Source organism: Streptomyces sp. Da 82-17 (assembly GCF_046098215.1).
In the GTDB taxonomy this organism is placed as follows: domain Bacteria; phylum Actinomycetota; class Actinomycetes; order Streptomycetales; family Streptomycetaceae; genus Streptomyces.
In genome coordinates, this window is the sequence record NZ_JBJURH010000009.1 from 333,608 (window position 1) to 356,616 (window position 23,009).

Annotated in this window: 19 protein-coding genes and 1 pseudogene; 8 read left to right on the forward strand and 12 right to left on the reverse strand. The window is 70.9% G+C overall.

Annotated elements, in window-relative coordinates:
- Positions 1–101: 101 nt before the first annotated feature.
- Positions 102–989, forward strand: coding sequence for a SigB/SigF/SigG family RNA polymerase sigma factor (locus ACIDOF_RS18700; RefSeq protein ID WP_409007077.1), 888 nt, complete (start codon positions 102–104; stop codon positions 987–989).
- 95 nt (positions 990–1,084) lie between these two features.
- Positions 1,085–1,600, forward strand: coding sequence for a DUF5133 domain-containing protein (locus ACIDOF_RS18705; protein WP_409007039.1), 516 nt, complete (start codon positions 1,085–1,087; stop codon positions 1,598–1,600).
- A 986-nt stretch (positions 1,601–2,586) separates the two neighbouring features.
- Here ACIDOF_RS18705 and ACIDOF_RS18710 read toward each other — a convergent pair.
- Complete coding sequence (locus tag ACIDOF_RS18710; protein ID WP_409007040.1) at positions 2,587–2,799, reverse strand: hypothetical protein; 213 nt, start codon at positions 2,797–2,799, stop codon at positions 2,587–2,589.
- A 171-nt stretch (positions 2,800–2,970) separates the two neighbouring features.
- Here ACIDOF_RS18710 and ACIDOF_RS18715 point away from each other — a divergent pair, with 171 nt between their 5' ends.
- From ACIDOF_RS18715 to ACIDOF_RS18735, 5 genes are all read left to right on the forward strand, one after another.
- Positions 2,971–5,439 carry a molybdopterin oxidoreductase family protein gene (locus ACIDOF_RS18715; protein WP_409007041.1) on the forward strand — a complete coding sequence of 823 codons (2,469 nt, stop codon included), beginning with the start codon at positions 2,971–2,973 and terminating at the stop codon, positions 5,437–5,439.
- Positions 5,440–5,569: 130 nt separating this feature from the next.
- Positions 5,570–6,049, forward strand: a complete 480-nt coding sequence (locus ACIDOF_RS18720) for an SRPBCC family protein (protein ID WP_409007042.1) — start codon at positions 5,570–5,572, stop codon at positions 6,047–6,049.
- Positions 6,050–6,061: 12 nt separating this feature from the next.
- On the forward strand, positions 6,062–8,197 hold the full coding sequence (locus ACIDOF_RS18725) for a catalase (protein WP_409007043.1): 2,136 nt from the start codon (positions 6,062–6,064) through the stop codon (positions 8,195–8,197).
- 115 nt (positions 8,198–8,312) lie between these two features.
- The gene (locus ACIDOF_RS18730; RefSeq protein ID WP_409007044.1) at positions 8,313–8,666 is read left to right on the forward strand and encodes a DUF6343 family protein; all 354 of its coding nucleotides are present in this window, start codon (positions 8,313–8,315) and stop codon (positions 8,664–8,666) included.
- Positions 8,666–11,107, forward strand: a complete 2,442-nt coding sequence (locus tag ACIDOF_RS18735; protein ID WP_409007045.1) for a phosphoketolase — start codon at positions 8,666–8,668, stop codon at positions 11,105–11,107. Before ACIDOF_RS18730 ends, ACIDOF_RS18735 begins: the two co-directional genes overlap by 1 nt.
- A gap of 30 nt (positions 11,108–11,137) precedes the next feature.
- Here the strand turns inward: ACIDOF_RS18735 and ACIDOF_RS18740 are convergent, their stop codons facing one another.
- Positions 11,138–11,371, reverse strand: a complete 234-nt coding sequence (locus ACIDOF_RS18740) for a hypothetical protein (RefSeq protein WP_409007046.1) — start codon at positions 11,369–11,371, stop codon at positions 11,138–11,140.
- 142 nt (positions 11,372–11,513) lie between these two features.
- On the opposite strand from ACIDOF_RS18740, the gene ACIDOF_RS18745 reads away from it, so the two are divergent.
- The gene (locus ACIDOF_RS18745) at positions 11,514–11,852 is read left to right on the forward strand and encodes a DUF6479 family protein (RefSeq protein WP_409007047.1); all 339 of its coding nucleotides are present in this window, start codon (positions 11,514–11,516) and stop codon (positions 11,850–11,852) included.
- Between the two features lie 20 nt (positions 11,853–11,872).
- On the opposite strand, the gene ACIDOF_RS18750 is transcribed toward ACIDOF_RS18745, so the two are convergent.
- The 10 genes and pseudogenes from ACIDOF_RS18750 to ACIDOF_RS18795 form a co-directional block, all read right to left on the reverse strand.
- Complete coding sequence (locus tag ACIDOF_RS18750) at positions 11,873–12,277, reverse strand: FKBP-type peptidyl-prolyl cis-trans isomerase (protein WP_409007048.1); 405 nt, start codon at positions 12,275–12,277, stop codon at positions 11,873–11,875.
- Positions 12,278–12,419: 142 nt separating this feature from the next.
- Positions 12,420–14,141 carry an aldehyde dehydrogenase family protein gene (locus tag ACIDOF_RS18755; RefSeq protein ID WP_409007049.1) on the reverse strand — a complete coding sequence of 574 codons (1,722 nt, stop codon included), beginning with the start codon at positions 14,139–14,141 and terminating at the stop codon, positions 12,420–12,422.
- A 36-nt stretch (positions 14,142–14,177) separates the two neighbouring features.
- Positions 14,178–15,470, reverse strand: a complete 1,293-nt coding sequence (locus tag ACIDOF_RS18760) for an MFS transporter (RefSeq protein WP_409007050.1) — start codon at positions 15,468–15,470, stop codon at positions 14,178–14,180.
- Positions 15,471–15,503: 33 nt separating this feature from the next.
- The gene (locus ACIDOF_RS18765) at positions 15,504–16,439 is read right to left on the reverse strand and encodes a TauD/TfdA dioxygenase family protein (protein ID WP_409007051.1); all 936 of its coding nucleotides are present in this window, start codon (positions 16,437–16,439) and stop codon (positions 15,504–15,506) included.
- A gap of 133 nt (positions 16,440–16,572) precedes the next feature.
- Positions 16,573–17,175 (reverse strand): TetR/AcrR family transcriptional regulator, encoded by a 603-nt coding sequence (locus ACIDOF_RS18770; protein ID WP_409007052.1) that lies wholly within the window; start codon positions 17,173–17,175, stop codon positions 16,573–16,575.
- A gap of 136 nt (positions 17,176–17,311) precedes the next feature.
- Positions 17,312–17,562: pseudogene (locus tag ACIDOF_RS18775) on the reverse strand (ADP-ribosylation/crystallin J1); the annotation flags it as partial.
- Between the two features lie 252 nt (positions 17,563–17,814).
- Positions 17,815–18,399: a hypothetical protein gene (locus tag ACIDOF_RS18780; protein ID WP_409007053.1), complete on the reverse strand. Its 585-nt coding sequence runs from the start codon at positions 18,397–18,399 to the stop codon at positions 17,815–17,817.
- Complete coding sequence (locus ACIDOF_RS18785) at positions 18,396–20,549, reverse strand: DUF6571 family protein (RefSeq protein WP_409007054.1); 2,154 nt, start codon at positions 20,547–20,549, stop codon at positions 18,396–18,398. The genes ACIDOF_RS18780 and ACIDOF_RS18785 overlap by 4 nt, the downstream gene beginning before the upstream one ends.
- A 14-nt stretch (positions 20,550–20,563) precedes the next feature.
- A complete protein-coding gene (locus ACIDOF_RS18790) occupies positions 20,564–21,214 on the reverse strand; it encodes a hypothetical protein (protein WP_409007055.1) in 651 nt (216 codons plus the stop codon).
- A 471-nt stretch (positions 21,215–21,685) separates the two neighbouring features.
- Positions 21,686–22,942, reverse strand: a complete 1,257-nt coding sequence (locus ACIDOF_RS18795; RefSeq protein ID WP_409007056.1) for a cation:proton antiporter — start codon at positions 22,940–22,942, stop codon at positions 21,686–21,688.
- Positions 22,943–23,009: the final 67 nt, after the last annotated feature.

Genomic DNA, 23,009 nt, shown 5'->3' on the forward strand with positions numbered 1-23,009 from the left:
GGGGAGCAGCGAGAGGACACTGGGGTGACGGACGACCCGAACTGCGCCAGCCGCCCTCAGGCCGTCCGCATGGCTCTGCCATCGAACAGCACCGTCAGGAGCTGATTCCCGTGCTCGCCGAACGCACTGCTCGCGCAGCACACCGTCCCCGTCGCCGAGGCCGTCGACGTCGGCACGACGCCCCCTCCACCCAGCGGACCTTCGACCACTTCCACAGACTCGCCCCCGGCCCCGAGCGGGACGTGCTGCTCGCCGAGCTGGCCGAAGCCTGGCTCCCCATGGCCCACCGGATCGCGCGCTCCTTCCGCGACAAGGGCGAGGCCATCGAGGACCTCCAGCAGATCGCCGCCCTGGGGCTGGTGAAGGCCATCGAGCGGTACGACCCCCGGCGCGGCCCCTTCGAGGCGTACGCGGTCCCCACCGTCACCGGTGAGATCCGCCGGCACTTCCGCGACCGCACCTGGGACGTGCACGTGCCCCGCCACACCCAGGACCTCCGCAACACCGTCCGCAAGGCACACCGCGAACTCTCCCAGCAGCCCGGCGGCCAGGAGCCGACCGTCTCCCAACTCGCCCGCCACACCGGCCTGTCGGAGGAATCGGTACGCGAAGGGCAGCGCGCCATGAACTGCTACAGCGCCCTGTCCCTGGACACCGAACCCGTACGTGAGGACGGCCTCGCACTCAGGGACACGCTCGGTGCGACGGACCCGGCGTACGACACGGTCGTGGACCGCGTGGCCGCCAGGTCCAGCATTCGACGCCTGCCCCGCAGGGAACGCACCGTCCTCTACCTCCGGTTCTTCGAGGGGCAGACGCAGAGTCGCATCGCCGAACAACTCGGGGTGTCCCAGATGCAGGTCAGCCGGCTCATCGCCCAGACCTGCGCCCGCATCCGCGACGAGGTCGCGCGCGGCGCGGACAGGAGGTCGCACGACGCAGCACGGCACCGCACGAAGACGTGGCTGCCGCCGGCGACCTCGCCCTGACCCCGACCGGCGTCCGTTCTGCGGTGCCTGTGGCGTTCCGGGCCGGGGGTGCAGGCTGACCGGTCAAGCAGCGTGCTCACGAAGGGACAAGGCACATGGCGAGGCGCCCGTCGGGGACACAACCGGCTGAGCCGGTCGCCCCCGAGCAGCCGCCCTCCAGGGCATCCACCGAAGCCACGGCGATCGGCCTGCTGATGGTGGGCACGACCTGCACGGTCGGTTCTGCTCGCCGTGTCCTCGCGGTCGCCGCCCGGAGCGCGGACGCCACGGTGGGCGAGACCGCGCAGGCGGTGGTGGACCGGTCGGGCGGCCACCCCCTGCCGAGCCGGATCGACCGGGCGCTCCGCACCGCCGTCGCGGCCGCGCGCACCCCCGCCACGCGGCAGCCCCCGGGACTCCGGCCCGCGCAGGAGTACGTCGCCGAGCTGCTGAGCCGCTTCCGCGTGCGTCAGGCGCGCCTGCGGCGGGAACCGGGCGATGTGCACGCGCAGGAAGCTCTGGACGACATCGCGTACACGCTGTGTGTGCTGACGGGCACGCGCACCCTGCGGGATGCCCTGCGCGCGGCCGAGGAGCGCCTCTCCGAGCCGTACCCCGACGGGAACGCCTAGACCCGACGGGAACGCCTAGATGGGAAGCGGAGAGTTGCCGGGCGTCGTCCCGGGGCGTGCCGCGTGTCAGAGCGTGCGGCGCGGCTGCTCGGCGTGCCCGGCCTGCACCGGCGCCCGGCGGGCGGTCGCAGCGACCTGCGGGCTCCCGCCCGGGCGGACAGGGAGGACCCTGCAACGCATCAGCGTCGTGGTCGACCAGGGGGCGCGGGGAGGGCCTGGTCCAGCGCGAGCCCTCGTCCGCCTGTGGGTGTGCCTGCACAGCGCCGGGGCCACCTCCAGCCGGGGGCGGCCGGCCTCCGTCGAAGCTCTCGGCGGGACCCGCGACGCCCGGGCCGTCGACCTCCCCGGATCCGGCACCGGCGAGCGCTCGCGCCCGCTGCCCCTGCGGGCCCTCTCCGACGCGGTGGCGAAGTGGTTGAACGCGCGGCCTCGGTCGGGCGGTGCCGCTCGGCCGGTCCTTCGGCTGTCAGGCGGCCGTCGGCTCAACGCCCCGGCTCATCGCCGCGGACCACCGCGAGGCGGGCGTACCCACGTCCACCGACCCGCGTTGGTGGTCCGGGGGGGCGTACGGCCGGACGGTCCCGCAGGAATGGGCGGAACAAGTGCCCCCGGCTGCTTCCGGCGGGCCGCCCGGCCGTGGTGCCGGACTCGGGCCACCTGGTGCCGTACCGACGCCGGGCCGAACTGGCCCTGCCCGTCGACGATTTCCTCGCTCGCGCCGTCGCCCCCCGAACCGAACGGCCGCGCACCGCACCCGCAGCAGCAGTCGCCCCGGCAGTGGCGGGCCGCTGTCCGGGCAAGGTCCGTGGCCGCCGCCCGCTGTCGCTCGACGCGGCCGACGCGACGGCGCTGCTCGACGACCGCCACGGGGTCGGCCCCGCGGCAGGCACACTGATGCCGAAGACCGCCGCGCACACACCTGCCCGGCCCGGCCTGCGGCCCTTGCAGGTCCGGCGGTGTGGGCCGCGGGAGTCGCCGGGCCGCACTCAGTCCTCCTCGTGGACGGACTCCTGGGCTTCCTGGTTGGGGGTCAGGGCGTCGCCCGCCTCCCCGTTCCCGGCGTCGTCCCGTTCCCTCTCGCCCGCTACGTCGGTCTCCGCCTCCTCGATCTCGCCCAGCACCTCGTCGCGGGCCGTCTCCGCCGGGCGTCTGCCGTCGCCCGTGTGTCGCGGGCCCTCGCTGCTGCTCCGGGTGGTCATGTCGTCGCTCCTGACGCGGTCGTCGCTGGCTCGGTCATCGCTGACGCGGTCGTCGCTCCTGACGTGGTCGGCCGTCTCGGGGTACCCGTTTCGGCACCGGCCACTCGGGAACCTGGCAGTACACCCATGAGCGGCGGCGGGCGGGCCCCGCCGGACAGCGCGGAGGCAGGCGTGGACATCGACGTGGACCGGATCGCCCAGCCGTGGGGCACCCGCACTCCGTACGGGCCGCACCAACCGTGGCCCGTACGCGTCGACACCCAACTGGCCGACGGGACACGGCCCGACGAGGTGGAGCGCTGGGTGCAGACCGCGTCGATCCTGCACTCGGACGGAGACGCCATGGACATCGCGGTCCGCGACGGCCGCATGGTCGGAGTGCGCGGCCGGGCCGCCGACCGGGTCAACCGAGGCCGTCTCGGGCCGAAGGACGCGTTCGCCTGGCGGGCGAACGGCTCCCCGGACCGGCTGACCCGGCCGTTGATCCGTCGGGACGGGCGGCTGGTGGCGACCGACTGGGACACGGCCATGGAGTCGCTGGTCTCCCGCTCGCGTGCACTGCTCGACGAACGCGGGCCGGAGGCCGTCGGGTTCTACACCTCGGGGCAGCTCTTCCTCGAGGAGTACTACACGCTGGCGGTCCTGGCCCGCGCCGGCCTCGGCACGAACCACCTCGACGGCAACACCCGCCTGTGCACGTCGACCGCCGCCGAGGCGCTCAAGGAGTCCTTCGGGACCGACGGCCAGCCCGGCAGCTTCGACGACTTCGACCACGCGGACGTCATCGCGCTGTTCGGCCACAACATCGCCGAGACCCAACCCGTGCAGTGGATGCGCATGTTGGACCGGCTGGACGGCGCGGACCCGCCGCAGCTGCTGTGTGTGGACCCGCGGCGCACGCCGGTGGCCCGCCGGGCGGCCGTGCACCTCGCGCCCCGCCTCGGCACGAATCTGGCCCTGCTCAACGCGCTGCTGCACGAGATCATCCGTACCGGCGCCGTGGACCACGCCTACGTCGACGCCCACACCGTGGGGTTCGAGCAGCTGGCGGCGGCGGTCGACGCGTGCACGCCCGAGTGGGCCGCGCGTGTCTGCGACGTTCCGGCCGCCCTGATCCGCCGGGCGGCGGAGCTTCTCGCCGGTGCGCGCCGACTCGTGTCCACCGTGCTGCAGGGGGTGTACCAGTCCCACCAGGCCACGGCCACCGCCGTGCAGGTCGACAATCTGCATCTGATCCGCGGCATGCTGGGGCGGCCGGGCGCCGGGGTCCTGCAGATGAACGGGCAGCCCACCGCCCAGAACACCCGTGAGTGCGGGGCCGACGGAGATCTGCCGGGGTTCCGCAACTGGCAGAACAGCGCCCATGTCGCGGACCTGGCCCGGGTGTGGAACGTCGAGCCGGAGCGGATCCCCCACGACGCGCCGCCCACCCACGCCCTGCAGATCTTCCACGAGGCGGAGCAGGGGGCGATCCGCATGCTGTGGATCAGCGGCACCAACCCGGCCGTGTCCCTGCCCGAGCTGTCCCGGATCCGCGAAATCCTCGCCCAGGAGGGGCTGTTCGTCGTCGTACAGGATCTGTTCCTCACCGAGACCGCTCAGCTCGCGGACCTGGTGCTGCCCGCGGCCACCTGGGGGGAGAAGACCGGCACGTTCACCAACGCGGACCGCACCGTGCACCTGTCGGAGAAGGCCGTCGAGCCTCCCGGCGAGGCCCGGCCGGACCTCGACATCTTCCTCGACTACGCGCGGCGCATGGACTTCCGCGACAAGGACGGCGGCCCGCTGGTGAGTTGGGACGACGCCGAGTCCGCGTTCGAGGCGTGGAAACGGTGCAGCGCCGGCCGCCCCTGCGACTACACCGGCCTCGGTTACGGAAAGCTCCGCGGTGGGTCCGGCATCCAGTGGCCCTGCAACGAGAGCGCCCCGGACGGCACGGAACGCCTCTGCACCGACGGCCCCGGCTGGGCCCGGCCCGAGGAGTGCGAGTCGTACGGCAAGGACCTCGCCACCGGCGACCCCGCATCGGAGGCCGAGTACCGCTCGTTCAACCCCGACGGCCGGGCCATGCTGAGGGCCGCCCACTACCGTCCGCCGCAGGAGGAGCCGACCGCCGAGTACCCCTTCCACCTGACGAGCGGGCGCACCGTCTACCACTTCCACACCCGTACGAAGACGGGGCGGGCCCCGCAGCTCGACGCGGCGGCCCCGGACGTCTGGGTGGAGATCTCCCCGTACGATGCGGCCGAACTCGGCCTGGACGAAGGGGACTTGGTGGCGGTCACCGGTCGACGCGGCGCACTGCGGGGCAGGCTGCGGATCGCCGACATCCGCCGGGGCACGCTCTTCGTCCCGTTCCACTACGGCTACTGGGACACCGCCGACGGATCGGGGCCGGGCGAGCGCACCCCTCCGCGCGCCGCCAACGAACTGACGGCCACGGAATGGGATCCGGTCTCCAAACAGCCCCTGTTCAAGGTCGCGGCGGCTTCCGTCACCCTCGTCGCGAAGGGCGACGGCACGACCTCGCCCGCGCCCACCACCGGCGCGTCCCGCCCGAGCCGCCCGGGACACGGCCGCCCGACCGCGGGCGACGCGTCGTCCCTCGTACGGGAGAGCACCGGCCGAGCGGACCTCTGAGTGTCCGGCGACGGCGGCTGCAAACACGAGGCAGGGGAGGCCGTCGTATTCGACGGGTCACGGGAGTTCACCGCCGGATTTCCCGGGTACTCGGTGTGCCCGTACGAGAAAGACGTGAAAGGAGCGACCGGTGAGCACAGTCAAGGAATCCGTCGACGTCGACGTTCCGCTGCACGCGGCGTACAACCAGTGGACCCAGTTCGAGGATTTCCCGAAATTCATGGACGGTGTCGACGAGGTGAGGCAGCTCGACGACCGCCACAATCACTGGGTCACCAGCATCGGCGGCATGCGGCGCGAGTTCGACACCGAGATCGTCGACCAGCTCGCGGACGACCGCATCACCTGGCGGACCATCGGCGGTGACACGGCGCAACGCGGTTCCGTCCGGTTCGAGCGCCTCGACGACCTGCACACGCGGGTCGAACTCACGATGGACGTCGAGCCGAGCGGCGTCGCCGAGAAGGGCGCGGACGCTCTGGGCGTCGTCGACCGTCGCGTCAAGGGCGACCTGCACCGCTTCAAGGACTTCATGGAGAGCGGCGAAGCCTCCGGCGAGGGCTGGCGCGGGCGCATCCGGCCCGAGGACGGTCCGGCGTCGAATCCGTGAGGAGCAGCAACGATGACCCACCGTGAGAACGAAGGCCGGAACGACCGCAAGCAGGAGCAGCGCCGGCGTGCGCTCGCCGAGGACCCCACGACCGGTCCGCTCACCACCGATCAGGGCGTGACCGTCGACCACACCGACGACTCCCTCGCCGGCGGCGAACGCGGGCCGACGCTCATGGAGGACTTCCACTTCCGCGAAAAACTCACCCACTTCGACCACGAGCGCATTCCGGAGCGGGTGGTGCACGCGCGCGGCGCGGGCGCCTACGGCTATTTCGAGCCGTACGAGTCGTGCGCCGAGTTCACTCGCGCCGCTTTCCTCCAGGACCCGTCCGTGCGCACCCCGGTCTTCGTGCGCTTCTCGACCGTGCAAGGGCCGAAGGGCTCCGCGGACACGGTGCGCGACGTCCGTGGCTTCGCCACCAAGTTCTATACGTCGGAGGGGAATTACGACCTCGTCGGGAACAACTTCCCGGTCTTCTTCATCCAGGACGGCATCAAATTCCCCGACTTCGTGCACGCGGTGAAACCGGAGCCGGACAACGACATCCCGACGGGCGCGTCCGCGCACGACACGTTGTGGGACTTCGTGTCGCTGCAGCCGGAGACGCTGCACGCGATCATGTGGCTCATGTCGGACCGTGCGATACCCCGCAGCTATCGCATGATGCAGGGCTTCGGCGTGCACACCTTCCGCTTCGTGAACGCCCAGGGGCGCGGCACCTTCGTGAAGTTCCACTGGAAACCGAAACTCGGCGTGCACTCGCTGGTGTGGGACGAGGCGCAGGAATGCCAGGGCCGCGACCCGGACTTCAACCGGCGGGACCTGTGGGACTCGATCGAGGCGGGGGACTACCCGGAATGGGAGCTAGGGGTCCAACTCGTTCCGGAGGAGGACGAGTTCGCCTTCGATTTCGACTTGCTGGACGCCACGAAGATCATCCCGGAGGAGCAGGTGCCGGTCCGTCCGATCGGCCGGATGGTGCTGAACCGCAACCCGGACAATTTCTTCGCGGAGACGGAGCAGGTCGCCTTCCACACGGCCAACGTCGTGCCCGGCATCGACTTCACCAACGACCCGCTGCTCCAGGCCCGCAACTTCTCCTATCTGGACACGCAGTTGATCCGCCTCGGCGGCCCCAACTTCACCCAGATCCCCGTGAACCGGCCGGTCGCACTGGTGCGTACGAACCAGCGCGACGGCTACCACCAGTCCAGGCTGCACACGGGCACGAGTTACTCCCCGAACTCACTCGGCGCGGGCTGCCCGGCGCTCGCGGGCGCGGACGGCCACGCGTACACGCACTACGCCGAGCGTGTGGACGGCGAGAAGATCCGGCGCCGCAGCCCCAGCTTCCAGGACCACTACAGCCAGCCCGCGCTGTTCTGGAACAGCATGGCCGACTGGGAGCAGGAGCACATCGTCCAGGCGTTCCGCTTCGAGCTCGGCAAGGTCGGCGACCGGGCCGTGCGGGAGCGTACCGTGGGAGAACTCGCCCATGTGAACGCCGAGTTGGCCCGGCAGGTCGCCCGCGGCGTCGGCGTCGCCGAGCCCCGTCCCGCCGACGGGGAGCAGTCCGCCGCGTCCGCCAAGCTCACCTCGCCGGCGCTGAGCCTGGAGGCGCTGCCGGGCGACGGTTCGGTGCGCACCCTGCAGATCGCGGTCCTCGTCGCCGACGGAGTGGACGCCGAGCAGCTGACCTCGGTGCGTGAGGGCTTGTCGGCGGACGGCGCGAACGTCGAGGTGATCGCGCCGACGGACGGTACGGTCACCGGGTCCGACGGCCGGCAGCACGCCGTCGACCGAGCCCTCCCGACGGTGGCGTCGGTGCTGTACGACGCGGTCCTGGTGCCCGGCACGTCCGACGACGGGCCGCCCGTGACCGCGACGGACCCGGACGCCCTTCGGTTCGTGCGCGACACCTATCGGCACGGCAAACCGGTCGGCGCCCTCGGCACCGGACTCGGCGTCCTCGCCCCGGTCGTGCCGGGCGGAATCGACGTGGCACGCTCCGGATCCGAGACCACGGCCGACCGAGGCGTCGTGACCGACGCGTCCCCCGGAGCGGCGAGGCCGGAGTTCCTGCGGGAGTTCACCCGCGCCGTCGCCGCACACCGGCACTGGGGCCGCCCACAGGTCCGAGGGTGAGGCCGAAAGCGCCTGCCCTTGCGGCTGAGGGAGCCCTCCGGGCGTACGACCTCCCGTACGAAGCGAGCCCTCCGGGCGTACGACCTGCCTTACGAGGTGAGCGAGGTGGCGGACCATGCGTGAGGAACAGGGGAGGCAGCGGCCCGACCCTCGCGCGCGGTCCGGCCTGCTCGGCCGCCGCTTCGCGCGAACGGGCACCGAACCCCTCACGGCCCAGAGCGCCTTGGGACCGCGGCTGCTGCTCGCGTCCTTCTTCACGCCGCTGTTCATCGCTGCGGCGGTGCTGTTCGCGATGTGGTCGTCCCGTACAGGGGCGGGGAGCAGCCCCAGCTCCTCGGAACTCGCCTGGATCGCGGGCGCCTGCGCACTCCTCGCCCTGCTGTCCCTGGCCGACCTCGTGGTCGTCCTCCGTCGACGCCGACGCGAGCGACAGCGACTCCCCGGCCGACCCGACCAGGAGGAGGGCTGATGGACTCCGAAGGCTCCCCGTACGCCGATGACCTGAAGGCCGTCGACGCGTACTGGCGTGCCGCCAACTACCTGGCGGTCGGCCAGCTCTACCTCCGGGACAACCCGCTCCTCACCGAGCACCTGCGGCCCGAGCACATCAAGCCGCGACTGCTCGGCCACTGGGGCACCACGCCCGGTCTGACCTTCGTGTACGCGCACCTCAACCGGGCGGTACGAGCACGCGACCTGGACCTCATCCATGTCACCGGGCCGGGCCACGGCGGGCCGGCGACGGTGGCGTGCTGCTGGTTGGACGGCAGTTGGTCGGAGGTCTACCCGGACGTGCCGCGCGACGGCGAGGGGATGCGGCTGCTGTTCCGGCAGTTCTCGTTCCCCGGCGGGATACCCAGCCATGTCGCACCGGAGGTCCCCGGCTCCCTCCACGAGGGCGGCGAACTCGGCTACGCCCTCGCGCACGCCTACGGTGCCGCGTTCGACAACCCCGGGCTGGTCGTCGCAGCGGTCGTCGGCGACGGCGAGGCCGAGACCGGGGCGCTGGCCACCGGCTGGCACGGCAACAAGTTCGTGGACCCGGTCCACGACGGCGCCGTCCTGCCGATCCTGCACCTCAACGGCTACAAGATCGCCAACCCCACCCTCCTCGCCCGCCTGCCGGAAGGCGAGCTGGACGACCTGCTGCGCGGCCTGGGCCACGAGCCGTTCCACGTGACGGGCCACCCCATCACGGACACCCACGCGGCGGGCCTCCCCCGCACGGACGCCCACGCAAAGAGCGCCGAACTCGCCGCCGTCCACGAGGAGTTCGCGTCCGCACTCGACGGCTGCCTCGACCGGATCGCCGCCATCCAGCGCGCCGCCCGCGAGGACGGAGCCACCGGTCGGCCGCGCTGGCCGATGATCGTGCTCCGTACCCCCAAGGGCTGGACCGGGCCGCGTACCGTCGACGGCAGACCGGTGGAAGGCACTTGGCGCGCCCATCAGATCCCGCTCCCCGACGTGCCGGACGACCCGGAACGCCTGGCACAGCTCGAACAGTGGATGCGCAGCTACCGGCCCGACGAGCTGTTCGACGCGCAGGGCCGCCCCACCCCCGAAGTGCTGGCGGACGTCCCGTCCGGCGAGCGGCGGCTCGGCTCCAACCCGCACGCCGACGGCGGCCGGCTGCTGCGCAGCCTCCCCGTGCCGGACATCCGTACGCACGCCGTCGACGTGCCCCGACGCGGCGGCGACCGGCACGAACCGGCCGCCGCCTACGGGGAGTTGCTGCGCGACCTCATGGCCAGGACCGCGGACCGCCGTGACTTCCGCCTCTTCGGCCCCGACGAGACCGCGTCCAACCGGCTCCAGGCCGTCTACGAGGCCTCACCCAAGGCCTGGCAGCTCGCCACCACGGACACGGACGAGCACCTCGGGCGCGACGGCCGGGTGATGGAGATGCTCTCCGAGCACAACTGCCAGGGCTGGCTCGAGGGCTACCTGCTGACCGGCCGGCACGGCGTGTTCGCGTCGTACGAGGCGTTCATCCACATCGTCGCCTCGATGGCCAACCAGCACGCCAAGTGGCTGAAGGTCTCCCGTGAACTGCCCTGGCGGGCGCCCGTCGCCTCGCTCAACTACCTGCTCACCTCGCACGTGTGGCGCCAGGACCACAACGGCTTCTCCCACCAGGACCCCGGCTTCATCGACCACATGGTCAACAAGAGCCCGCACGTCGTACGGGTCTACCTTCCGCCGGACACCAACTCCCTGCTGGCGGTGGCCGAGCACACGCTGAACACCCGCGACCGGATCAACGTCGTGGTCGCAGGCAAGCAGCCGTCCTTCGACTGGCTCGACATCGACGAGGCCGTCGACCACGTGCACCGCGGAGTGAGCGTATGGGAGTGGGCGGGAACCTCCGCCGGACGCACACCCGACGTCGTGCTTGCCGCAGCCGGCGACGTGCCCACCCTGGAGGTGCTGGCCGCGGCGACGCTGCTGCGCGAGCACCTGCCGGACCTGGCCGTCCGCGTCGTCAACGTCGTCGACCTGATGCGGCTGACGCCGGACACCCGGCACCCGCACGGCCTGAGCGACCGCACCTTCGACGCGATCTTCACGACGGACAAGCCGGTGATCTTCGCCTACCACGGCTACCCGTGGCTGATCCACCGCCTGACCTACCCACGCACCGGCCACGACAACTTCCACGTCCGCGGCTACCAGGAGGAGGGCACGACCACGACCCCGTTCGACATGGTGGTCCGCAACGACCTCGACCGGTACCGCCTGGTCATGGACGTCATCGACCGGGTACCGGACCTGGCGCTCACCGCGATCGGCGTCCGACAGCGCATGGACGCCGTACGCACCCGTCACCACACGTACACACGCCGCCACGGCGAGGACCTGCCGGAGGTACGGGACTGGCAGTGGGACCGCCGGGATCCGGGCCCGTGAAGACCTGCCGACGGCTCACCAGCCCTCGGCTCACTTGTGATCGACCAGGCCCGACTCTCCCTTGAGGCGAGCGCAGTGCGCACAGCAGAACATCTGGCCGTCCGCCTGCAGCCCGTGGCCGAGAATCCGGCAGCCGCAGTGGGCGCAGACGGGGGCGATGCGTTCCGCTGCGCATTCCAGGCTGTCGAAGACGTGGGTCTCGCCGTCGCGGACGACTTCGAAGGACATCTCGTAGTCGTTGCCGCAGACTTCACATACCGCCATGGCCCGCAGTCCTTGTCTTCCGGGGTCTCTCTGTCCGTCCCCCGAGTACCCCTCTACGCCTAGACCACCCGCACCCTTGGCCGCGCCGACGCATCGCGTGCCGCGGAGGCGGGTACTCGGCGGTCCGGAAGGGGTGATGAAGGTGATCACGCTTCTCGCGTCCACACCTGCGAACAGCACGGAACTCGCCGCCGAGGGATGGTTCGCCGGAGTCGGCCTGGTGGTCGTGTGCCTGGCCCTGGTGGCGCTGCTGCTCGGCACGCTGCTCCTCCGCGGCAGGCACCGCTCACGGCGGTCACCGGCACGCCGCGGCGAACGGGCACGGCAGGGGAGCGACCACCCCGAACCGAAGCCCCCGACCACGCGCGAGGCCCGTGACCCCGGCGACTTCGGCGCCGAGGGAGAACGGATCTCGCCCCACCAGATGAAGGGCTACGGAAACCTGGGCGACGGCCGGGGCGAGAGGGACCGGGACCGGTAGGGCGAGGAGCTGCCGAGGCCCTAGGAGCGGCTCCACCCGCTCGTGCTGGAGTACGCGTCCAACAAGTCCACCACGAAGACCAACGTCGAGCCCGGCGGGATCAACGGCGAGGGCGACTGATTGCCGTATCCGAGACGCGGGGGAACGACGATCTCGCGCCGACCGCCGACCTTCATCCCCCGGATGCCCCGGTCCCAGCCCTTGATGACCCTGCCGCCGCCCAGAGCGAACTTGAACGGCTCACCCCGGTCCCAGGAGGCGTCGAACTCCTTCCCTGACGCGAAGGTCACCCCGACGTAGTGCACCCGCACCACCATCCCCGACTTCACCTCGGGCCCGTCCCCGACGACCAGGTCCCGAACGGTCAACTCGGCAGGCGCGTCCCCCTCGGGAACGACGACCTCGGGCTTCGTCAGTTCGTTCATGGCAGCTTCATTCCTCTCGGCGGCAGGGGGTCACGCTACGGCAGCGCCCGCCAGGTTGCGGCCATCGGACCCGCGGCGCTCCCGCTCACCACGGCCGGCTCGGCAACCGCCCGGACCCGACCGCCCGCCCCCAGACCCAGCCTCACCCCCGCAGCGCCGAAACGAAGACCCCCGGAAGCCGTGACACCTTCCCCGACGTGGTGAACGCGGTGAGGCGGCGCATCGTCGTACGGCCGGTGCGGTTGGTGACGAAGTACGGCGGGCGGGGCGAGAGGGACGGGGAGCCGGTGAACAGGCCGCGCGGGGCGGGCGCGAACGGGGCGCGGAGGACGGTCTTCTCGACAGCCGCGAGCTGGAACGCGTTGTGCACGAACCCGATGCCGCTGCCGATGTCCTGCCGGGTGTGGCCGGGGTACGCGCCCCACGGGGTGTAGCCGAGCAGGAAGCCGAACGCCGACCAGCAGTTGACGCCGAGCGTGCCGTAGCGCAGCGCCGCGACCGCCTCGTCGACGGCCGTGCGATGGGCGCGTTCGGTGCGGGGGTGCACGAGGAGCGTGGCGCCGAGCGTCCCGGGCAGCTTGCGGTTCGCGAACTCGACTGCGCTGCGCAGGAATTGGGGCGCGTCGTCGCCGGGCAGCCGGACCACGCCCAGGGCGCTGGCGAACACCTCGTCGGTGACCAGCGGGTCCCCGTCGGGGTCGGCGAGGTCGGGGAGGAACAGGCGGGCGCAGTCCTCGCCGAGGGTCTCCCCTTGCGGGTGCGAGTCTGCAGCGGCCCGCAACCGCTCGACCGCGCCGGGGTAGTAGTCGGAGCGCGGCGGCAGGTCACGGAGCAGCCGGCGCACCTCGGCGAGCAGCCGCTCCGTACCGTCCCAGTCGCGGGGCACCAACAGCACTTGCGTGGCCACGCAGTTGTGCCCGGAGTTGTTCAGTTTGCTGGTGACGATGTGCTCGGCCTGGAAGCGGAAGTCCGCGTCGCTCCACGGCCCGGGCGTGACGATGCAGGGGCTGACGCCCCCCAACTCGCTGGTGAACGGCTTGTCGTTGAGGGGCTTGTCGGTACGGCGACGCTCCTCGGCCCGCGCGTCCGTGCCCCAGACGATCGCGTCGTGGGTGCGCTCGCTGCCGGTGACGTGGATGGTGTCGACACCGTCGTGTCCGGTGAGGTACGCGCCCTCGGCGGCGCCGCCGTCGACGAAGCGGACCCAGCCGCGGTCCACGAACTCCCCGAAGACCCGCGCGAAGTACGGCCGCAGATACGCGTTGACCGGGTTCATCTTGGCGACGACGACCTGACCCTCGACGTACAGCTTGTGCAGGACGTCGAGCGGGGTGATCGACGGGACGTTCCCGGCGCCGAGCACCAGCGCGACGGCGGGCGCACCGGCCCGCCCGCGGTACTCGGCAGCGGCCCCGAGGCGTACGTCCTCCCGGGTCGTCCCAGGCAGCGTCCACACCTCGGCGCGGAACCCGTTCAGGAGCAGCCGGTCCGTGGCGGTGGCCGGGAAGACGTCGACGACGGTACGGCTGCCGCGGGCGCGCACGGCCGTCTCGGGCAGCGGGTCGAGCCCGGCGGCCAGGCGCCGCAGCACGTGCAGGTACGCGCGCACACCCTGGGCGAGCGCCCACGGCGCCGTCGTCCAGTCCTCCGCAGCCCAGGGCGAGTCGGCGGCGTACCCCTTGGCGCGGGCGGACTCGGCGACCATGCCGGGGGCTTCGGCGGCGATGCGCGGCAGCATCCGTTCGAGCAGGGCGACGCGCTCGGGCAACGCGGTCGCGGTCCAGCCCGCGGCGTGCTCCCGCAGGTCGGTGAGGGCGCGGTCGAGCGGGGCGACGTCGAGGTCGAGGTCCGGTACGGAGGTCATGGGCAACTCCTGTGCAGGGAAGGGAAGTCGGGGCGATCAGCGAGTGAGGCGGGCGGTGTCGCGGTCGGGGTCGACGCAGCAGAACGAGGCCGTAGCGCCGGCCGCGAGGAGCAGCCCGGCGAGGAGGACAGCGCTCCGGTAGCCGTCGGCGCCCTGCGCGTCGACCAGCGCGCCGACCACGGCGGGCGCGGCGAGACCGGCCACGGTCACCAGGGCGTTCATCACGCCGAGGGCGCCGCCGCTGCGGGCGGGCGGGGCGAGTTCGGCGACGGTGGTGGCGGCGACCGTCGCGTACGAGCCGCCGAACCCGAACCCGAGCGCGACGAGCACGGTCAGCGCCCCCGACCCGTCGACGAGCGGCAGCGCGAGACAGCAGGCGGCGCCGAAGGCGAGCAGCCCGCCGCCCACCCAGCCACGCGCGTACCGGCTGCCGACGCCACGACGCATCAGCCGCCCCGTCACCCCGGCCTGCGCGAGCAGCACGACCGCGCCGATCGCCCACGGCGCCGCGACGAGCGTGCCCGCCGCCCCCGCCGAGTGGCCGAGCGGCCCGCGCAGATACGACGGCAGCCAGACCAGCATCAGGGCCACGGTCCAGTAGCTGGTGAAGTAGGCGAGGGTGGCGCCGATCCATGTACGGCTGGCGAAGATCCGCCCGTACGAAGGAAGTTGACGTGCCGTCATGCCGCTGGTCGTGCCTGCCCGGTCTCCGCTCCCGTACCGGCCGTCCGCGCCGAGCGCCGCCCAGGCCACCGCCCACACGAGGCCGACGGCGACCAGCACCCACAGGGCGGTCCGCCAGCCGTGGTGCTGGATCACCCAGGACAGGCCGGGCGCCGAGACGATGACGCCCAAGGTGACGCCGAGGGTGATGAAGGCGCCGGGCAGGTTGCGCCGGTCGTTGGGGAACCAGGCGAGCGTGGCCTGCTGCGCGACCGGGAACGCCGGGCCTTCGGCGGCCCCGAGGAACACCCGCGAGGCGACGAGGACGGCGAGGCCGCCGCCGATCGCCGCGGGCACCTGGGCCACGGACCACAACAGCGCCATCAGGAGGATCAGCAGCTTCGGCGAGACCCGGTCGGCGGCGAGCCCGACGGCCACCGCGGCGACGGAGAACAGCAGGAAGAACGCGCTGTTGGCGAGGCCGAACTCCGTGGCGCTCAGGTGCAGATCGGCCCGGATCTCGTCGGCGGCGAGCCCGAGGACGGACTTGTCCGCGAAGTTGACCATCATGAAGACCACGAGCAGCGCGGTCACCGTCCAGGCCCGCCTGTTCTCGTGCTCCGTGGCCCCGACTTCCTTACGGGGAAGGGATGGTGGCGCGCTCATGTGTGCTCCAGAGAGGAAGAGAGGAACGGGCGCTCAGGACAGCGGGACTCCGGCGATGGCGATGCGCTCCATCACGCGGCGCTGCGGGAAGTAGTCGTTGACCGCGTAGTGCTGGGTGGCGATGTTGTCCCATACGGCGATCGAGTCCGGCTCCCAGCGGAACCGGATCTGGAACTCGGGGATGCGCGCCTGCAGCACCAGGATGTCCAGCAGTTCGCGGTTCTCCGCCTCGGACAGGCCCTTGATGTACCGGGTGAAGGGCTCGTTCACGTACAGCGTCTTCCGGCCGCTGCGCGGGTGCCGGACCACGACCGGGTGCTCGACCTGCGGCCAGTCGGCGCGGAACGCGGCCTTCTGCTCGTCGTTCATCAGCGCGCCCCAACTGGCCTCCCAGTCGTGCACGGCGACGAGCGACCCGATCCGCTCCTTGAGGCCGGCGGGCAGGTTGTCGTACGCGGCTGCCATGTCCGCCCACATGGTGTCGCCGCCCGCCGCGGGCACCTCGACGGCGCGCAGTACGGCGCCGAGGGACGGGTTGGCCATGAAGGAGTGGTCGCTGTGCCAGATGTTCTTGTTCCCGGCGGCCTTGGCGTCCTTGGCGAGCCGCGAGATCCCCGCAGTGCCGGTCTTCGGGAAGAACGGGTTGGCCTCGACGCCGCCCCAGACCCGGGACAGCGCCAGCTGATGGTCGGCGTCGAAGCCGGTCTGACCGCGGAAGAAGATCACCTTCCACTCGAGGAGGGCCTGCCGCAATTCCTCGGCGAGTTCCGCACCGATGGGCCGGGTCAGGTCCACTCCGCCGAGCTCGGCGCCGAAGTGCGGGGTGAGCGGGCTGATCTCCACCTGCCGGTACGCGAACGGCTCGGCCTCGGGCGCGAGCCGGTCGAGGACGCGACGCCCGTAGTGCATGAGGGGCTTGTCCAGGACGGGGGCGGGACGGTCGACGGCTGCGGTCACGACGGCGTGCATGGGGTCCTCCCGACGAAGAACAGGGGCTTACGGGATTACGTAACCGGCAGTATCGATATTGAGATGTGGCGGGACAAGGGGTCGGACAGCGTTGATTTCTCCCGGGTGCGGAAGGGGGGCGCGTCCGGCGAGGTCAGGCCTCGGGCGCGACCGACCGCCCGATCAGATCCACCAGGGACTCCACCAACACCCCGTCCGGCAGTGTCTGTTCGCCGACGAGGCGGAACACCAGGGAGGACGCGACGAGTGTCGCCACGGCAGCGAGGTCGGCGTCCGCGCGCACGTCCCCGCGCTCGACCCCGCGCTCCAGCAGATGCCGCGTCTCGCTCATCACCCGCGCCGTGTACGCCCGGTACGCCTCCGGCTCCGAGTCGGCCTCGGCCGCCGCGCCGATCACCCCGGCGAGCAGCCGCCCGGCGCCCGGCTGCCGGTACGCCTCCATGCGCGCGGTCAGAACGGCGCGCAGCTCGGCGCGGAAGTCGCCCATGTCGGGCACGGTCAGCGGGCCGATCCGGGACTCGGCGGTCGCGATCACCAGGTCCTGCTTGGTGGGCCAGCGCCGGTAGATCGCGGGCTTGCCGACCCCGGCACGAGCCGCGACGGCGTCCATGGTCAGCGATCCCATGCCGCGCTCCGCGACCAGCTCCGCCACGGCATCGAGCACGGCCCGCGTCACCCGCTCCTCACGCGGCCGCCCGGGCCCCCTCCGTACCTGCTGCGCTCGCTGCTGCTCCATGCGGTGACCTTACGTGGAGGGGGTGTGGGCCGTTCTTGGGGAGGCGGCGCTGGCCGGGGGCGGGCGGGCGCCAGGTGCGCCGCCGTGCGGTCAGGAGGCATGCGGCTGTCGGTGATCCGGTCCGGCATCGACCTCGGCGGAACGCGTGGACCACCTGGATCTCCCCGACGATGTGGGCGTTGAAGCGCCCAGCTCCGCGCCGCTGTGCTTCACGTTCCAGTCCCGCGCGATCCTGATCGCGTAGTCCTCATTGAGGACCGGGTAGAAGATCGGCTGCTCAGGCAGCCGGGGCGGCCAGGCGGGCCAGTTCAGAACCCGCACCAGATCCAGCTCCTTGGGGCCGGTCGGGCGCCTCAGTGTCGTCGTTGATCGTTGCCGGCGGGTCATGCCACCGCCCTCTGAACGCAGGCCACTGGTACGGCAGGTCGGGGGCTGGACGATCCCGGCACGGAGAACTCGGAAGCCACGCGGTTTCCGCACCTGCACACCTCCGCAACGAAGGGCCCCGCGGCGCCAGACCGATGTCTCGCTGATGGCTCCCGCGATCATCGCCACAGGTCGCGATCTCGCCTCACACCACGGCCGGCGGCTGCAGCCCCAGGACGACGGCCGTGCCCCGTCGGTGCCAGGTCCGGACCGCTACTGCCTGCACCTGGCCGCAGCAGTTGCCGGGATGTAGTCCCGCAGGAACGCCTGGAGCTGCGCACGCCTGGCCGTCGGATCCTTGGGATTCAGGGCCCACTTGCCCAACCGGACTTCGGTGACGAGGTAGGGGTACTTCGCGGAGGCGGCCTTCGGGGACTCGCACCTCATCACGACGAGCGCTCCTTCGTCTCCGGTGGCGGCGCTGGTGACGGGCCCGCCCAACTCGACGGGCCTGAGGTTCCTGTAGTGCAGGAGGTGCTTTGCTTCGGGGACAGCGTCGACCTTCTTTTCCGCCCGGTCCTGGAAGATCGAGAAGTACTTGCCGTTGCCCTCCTCTTCCCGGTCGACGTACAGGTAGCACCGCTTGCCGACATCCGGCGTCTGTCCGACCTCGGTGCGGACGTACTCCTCCACGGTGTCTCCGTACGGCATCAAGGGCTTCAGCGACGATTCCTCTGTCTCGACGCCGCAGAACTTCTTCGGAATGGGATAGCCCCAGTCCGAAGCCTCGCTTGAACAGCCGGCCAGGACCGCGGTCAAGGCACCGACGGCTGCCAGAGTGCTGTACCGATTTCTCATGATCCGTTTCCTGCCAGGCGGCGGGCGGCCGCGTTTCCGTCGTTCGCCGCGCTGACGAATTTGTCGACGGTTGTGTATCTCGTGTCCCCGTTGACGGCCTCGGGGTTCTCGGCCCGCCAGTGATCGGCCAGGGCGGTGAGGCGGCCTTCCCGGCCGTCGTTGGTCGCCATGTTGTCGCGCGTCAGCCCGGCGTCGATGCGGGCGTTCTCCTCTTCGAGCCACTTCGTCGTGAGTACGTCCACGCCACGCTGTGCGGCGTCACCGGCGTGCGGGATGAAGTTCACGACGCCGCCCCACGTGTGGTAGTCCCACTTGGCCTCCCACATGGCTTTGCTCTTCTCGTCGTCCGCGTCCATCTTGAGTGCCTGGTAACGAGCCTCTTCGAGGAATCCGATCGTGTTTCCGGCCCTCCTCCAGGTCTCCTCGGCCCCGCCTTCGTTGGTGTTGATGTCGTGGACGATCTCTCGGTTGATGCCGTCCTGGAGCGTGCCGTAGGCGTGCTGATCGCGTGAGATCTGCTTGGCCACCTCCAGGACCTCGCCGCGCTTCAGCGGGGCCTCGCTGTCGCTGTGCGCGCTGGTCGTCTGGTGCACGTCGTCGCCCCAGTTGCCCATGACCTGCGCCATCGGAGTACGCAACTGCGGTGGGAAGTCGTTTCCTTCGTCCGAGAGGTGCTTCAACGAGGCTTCGAACACGCGGCGGTTGGCGGCCGAATGCTCGACATAACCGCCTTCCGAATTCGCCGGGTCGATGCCCGTCGCCCCGGCGGTCAGGGCCGCCGCGAGCCCCTCTCTGGTGTGCGCGTCCTCGATGTCACTGCCCCGGAGAGGATCACCGAAAATGCTGTCCGGGTCGTGCGGGTTGCGCATCACCGGGTGGCCGTCGACGACATTCCAGTCCCGTTCGCGGGTCAGGTATTCCAGCCTGTCGTTGGTCTGCTTCCTGTCGTCGTCGGGGTTCGGGTCGTTCTTCGGGTCGAGGAACGAGGCCGCGGCATCGGGGTCGCGGCTCATGACCTTCAGAAGCCCGTCCATGGGGTCGTTGGCGAAGTAGTCCTCGCGCTTGCCGAGCCACCGCTTGTGCTTGTCCCAGTTGTCGTTGCCGTCGTCCGCCTTCTCGGCGGCGATGATGTCGTCGCCGAGATCGTGCAGGAAACGGTCGGAATAGCCGTCGCCGTGCTGCATGAGCGTGACCAGGGACTGATATCCCCGCACCTCCTCGCCCTGCCACTCGTAACGCTTCATGCCGGCCTCTTCCATGCCGGCGCGCCACCTCTTGTACGTGGCCGAGTCCGGGTCCCGGGTTCCGGTGGCGATCGCGTTGGCGAGGCCCTGCTGAATGCCCGTGTACTGCTGCCGGTTGGCCTTGTCCGTGTCGTACGCGAGGTCGTTGAGCTGGTTCGTGAGCTTGATGGCGTTCTCCGGGCCCACCTTGTCGAGCAGCATCTTGCTGAACTCGGGGTCCTTCTCGTTGTGCTTCATCAAGCGTTCGAGCTCCTTGAGCTCGGCGGGGGAGAGCTTGTCGCCCTTCTCGACCTTGTTGAGGAGCTTGGTGGCGCGCTGCGACTCGTCCTGGTCGACGGACTTCACGGTCTTGTCGTTGAAGCCTTCGTCGCCGCCCTTGCCGGTGTTGCGTTTCAGGGCGATGGCGGCGGACTGGTCGGCATTGGTGGCGGCCACCAGGATGATGCCGATCTGGGCCTGCCAGCGCAGGACCTTCTCTTCGTTCTCTGAGGGGAGTACGCCGGCCGGTCCGCGCCGTTCATTGCCCTTCTCGTCCGGGTCGATCAGCGTGACCTTGCCGGTGTCGCTGATGAGGACACCGTCCTTCTTGGCGTCCGCTGTGAGCTGGTGGAGGTCGGCCTTGTACTTGCGCAGTTCTTCGTACGCGTCCTGCAGGACGGCGCGGATGCCCTTGGCCTCGACGACGGCGTCGCTGAACTCCTTGTTGGCGTTGGCGACTTGGACCTGGGCGTACATGGACGTGCCGTCGATGCTGGTCCAGCCCGCCTGGTCGAAGGGCTTCACGACGCCGTCGTTGAACGCCTGGTCCCACTGCTGGTAGCGGCGGATGACGTCGCTCCAGCGATCGACGGCGGTGCTGATCGACTCGACGTCGAGGTTGTAGAGCTGCTCGTAGGCAACGGTCACGGGGTTTTCTCCTGTCACCCGAAGTCGGAAAGGCTTGCGCGAACGGAGTTCATCTCGGCTTCGTTCGCCGATTCCGTGCGGGTGTGGTTGTGCGCGGTGGCGATGCACTTCTCGCCGATGTCGGCGCAGATCCGGGTGAGGCGCTTGGCCTGCTTGTCCCACGTCTCCATGGTGTTCAGGAGGGCTACGCCCAGGTCGCCGCCCCACAGGTCACCGGCCAGCGAGCCCGCCGCGGCGCTGATCTCCAGGTCGTCGCCGACGTCACCGTTGGAGTGGACGAGGCTGGCCAGTTGGTTGGCGTTCTCGCCGGCGCGGTTCAGCGCGGCGGGGTCGTCGACTCCGCTGAAGCCGTTGGACTGCACGCCACCCGGGCCGCCGTTGCTGCCGCCTGACATGGTCTGGATGCCGTTGTAGTGGAAGCCGGGATCGACGCCGGTGCCCGGGGCGGGGTCGCGGTCGCGCACGTCGGTCGTACGCTCTGCGGCCGCGATGGGCGCGCTCTGACCGCCGTCCGCCGCAGCGGACATCGGCTGCAGCCCACCCGTCCCCGCGGAGCCTGTGCCGCCCGGTACACCCGGCGCCGGGTCCAGGTCGCGCACATCGGTGGGCCGGTCCGGGGGCGGGAGGTGGGCTGTTCGTACGTGTTCCGCGTCCGCTGCGGACATGGGTTGCAGGCCGCCCGTGCCGTACTGGAAACCAGGGTCGGCAACCTGAGGCGGAGACGTCAGATCACGGGCATCCAACGGCCCGTCGGGCGGCGGCATTTGATGGGTGTTCCGCGGATCAGGCCCTGTGTTGGGCGCTGAAATCGGACGCACGTCATCGGAATCGGAACTCACGAACCCCCCATGTACCAGCGTGCCGCGCAGTCGACTGCGGCTCGCTCCCTCACTTGCTGAACGACCGGGTTGAAGCGGCGGGCACGCCGCTTGCACTCCGCTGCCTCGAACCGGGCGAGACCCCTCTCACCTGCGGTGTTGGCGCCAGAGCTGCTCTCCGGTCACGCGAACGGTATGTCCGCCCGTGCACCCGCACAATTCCGGTTTCCGGTAAGGTGGCTGCCCACTTGTTGCCGACTTCGGGCCTTTCGGCGCCCCGGTTCAGATGCCAGACGTGCCGCTGAGCACAGGGACCAGTCACTCGACTCCCGCCCCCGTTTCCCTGCGGCTGTTCCCCTGCTCCGCCCCGGCCTCCGCTTCGCGCCGACCGCCCGGGATCCCCGCGAGTTCGTCGACGTGGAAGAGTCGGGCGATCGGTACGTCCGTGCTGCTGTGGGCGATGATCGAGGCCGCGATGCAGACCGCGATCAGGGTGAACGCCTCCTCGCCCTGCGGGATGCCGGCCTGCAGGACGAGCAGCCCGTACACCACCGAGGCGAAGCCCTTCGGGCCGAACCAGGCCGCGACGAGCTTCTCGCGGCGTTCGAAGCGGGTGCCCGCGAGCGACAGGAGGAGCGAGGCGGGGCGGATGAGGACGATGGCGAGGACGACCGCGACGTAGCCGCCGAAGGACAGGTCGGCGAAGAGCTGCGGCGTGAGCAGGGCGCCGAACACCAACAGCGCGGCGAACTTGGCGAGTTCGGCCAGCGCTTCGCCCAGCGGTTCGAAGGCCGACTTCGCCTCTGGGGAGACGGCGGTGAGGACCGCGCCCGCGGAGAACGCCGCGAGGTAGGGGTTGGCGTGGGTGAGGTGGCACAGCCCGTACAGGATCACGCCGATCGCCAGCGGCAGCAGGGGCTGCAGCTTCGGTTCGGCGCCGAGGAGCCGGAACCGTACGAGGCCGTTGACGAGGAGCGGGAGCAGGATGCCGAAGGCCAGTCCGAGGAACAGCTCCAGGGCGATCTTGGCGGGGTCGGACTCGGCGTTGCCCGCGGTGGGGCCGGCGGCGGCGAGGAAGATCAGGACGATCGGCAGGGCCAGGCCGTCGTTGATGCCTGACTCGACGTTCAGCAACTGCCGCAGCTTGGACGGCACTTCCTTGCGGCTGACGATCGCGGAGGCGAACACCGGGTCGGTCGGGGCGAGTACGGCGCCGACCAGGAACGACGTCGTCCAGTCCAGGCCGACCAGGTAGTGCGTGACGAGGGCCATGCCGACGAACGCGAGCGGCATGCCGAGGCCGAGCGCGCGGGCCGGGTTCTTCCAGTTGGCCCGCAGCTTCGGGAACGAGACGTGCATGCCGTCGGTGAACAGCACCGCGAACAGCGCCAGATCGGCGGTGACGGACACGATCGCACTGTCCGGCGTGATGTGGACGAGCCCGAGGAACCCGTCGCTGACGAGCGCGCCACCGACGAGAAACAGCAGAGAGGTGGAGAGCACCGTGCGGGCGGCGAGCCCGGACAGCAGCACCGCTGTCAGCAGTGCGACCCCGAAGACAGCGACCAACACCATGACGTACGCCCCCGATCGGCAAAGACACTTGTCCCTGAACCGCCGACCAGACTTCCCGGCACACCGC

Coding starts and splice junctions, on each gene's coding strand:
- ACIDOF_RS18705 (WP_409007039.1), top strand. CDS start 1,085: ATGGCGAGGCGCCCGTCGGGGACACAACCGGCTGAGCCGGTCGCCCCC.
- ACIDOF_RS18710 (WP_409007040.1), bottom strand. CDS start 2,799: ATGACCACCCGGAGCAGCAGCGAGGGCCCGCGACACACGGGCGACGGC.
- ACIDOF_RS18725 (WP_409007043.1), top strand. CDS start 6,062: ATGACCCACCGTGAGAACGAAGGCCGGAACGACCGCAAGCAGGAGCAG.
- ACIDOF_RS18730 (WP_409007044.1), top strand. CDS start 8,313: ATGCGTGAGGAACAGGGGAGGCAGCGGCCCGACCCTCGCGCGCGGTCC.
- ACIDOF_RS18735 (WP_409007045.1), top strand. CDS start 8,666: ATGGACTCCGAAGGCTCCCCGTACGCCGATGACCTGAAGGCCGTCGAC.
- ACIDOF_RS18740 (WP_409007046.1), bottom strand. CDS start 11,371: ATGGCGGTATGTGAAGTCTGCGGCAACGACTACGAGATGTCCTTCGAA.
- ACIDOF_RS18750 (WP_409007048.1), bottom strand. CDS start 12,277: ATGAACGAACTGACGAAGCCCGAGGTCGTCGTTCCCGAGGGGGACGCG.
- ACIDOF_RS18755 (WP_409007049.1), bottom strand. CDS start 14,141: ATGACCTCCGTACCGGACCTCGACCTCGACGTCGCCCCGCTCGACCGC.
- ACIDOF_RS18760 (WP_409007050.1), bottom strand. CDS start 15,470: ATGAGCGCGCCACCATCCCTTCCCCGTAAGGAAGTCGGGGCCACGGAG.
- ACIDOF_RS18765 (WP_409007051.1), bottom strand. CDS start 16,439: ATGCACGCCGTCGTGACCGCAGCCGTCGACCGTCCCGCCCCCGTCCTG.
- ACIDOF_RS18770 (WP_409007052.1), bottom strand. CDS start 17,175: ATGGAGCAGCAGCGAGCGCAGCAGGTACGGAGGGGGCCCGGGCGGCCG.
- ACIDOF_RS18780 (WP_409007053.1), bottom strand. CDS start 18,399: ATGAGAAATCGGTACAGCACTCTGGCAGCCGTCGGTGCCTTGACCGCG.
- ACIDOF_RS18790 (WP_409007055.1), bottom strand. CDS start 21,214: ATGTCCGCAGCGGACGCGGAACACGTACGAACAGCCCACCTCCCGCCC.
- ACIDOF_RS18795 (WP_409007056.1), bottom strand. CDS start 22,942: ATGGTGTTGGTCGCTGTCTTCGGGGTCGCACTGCTGACAGCGGTGCTG.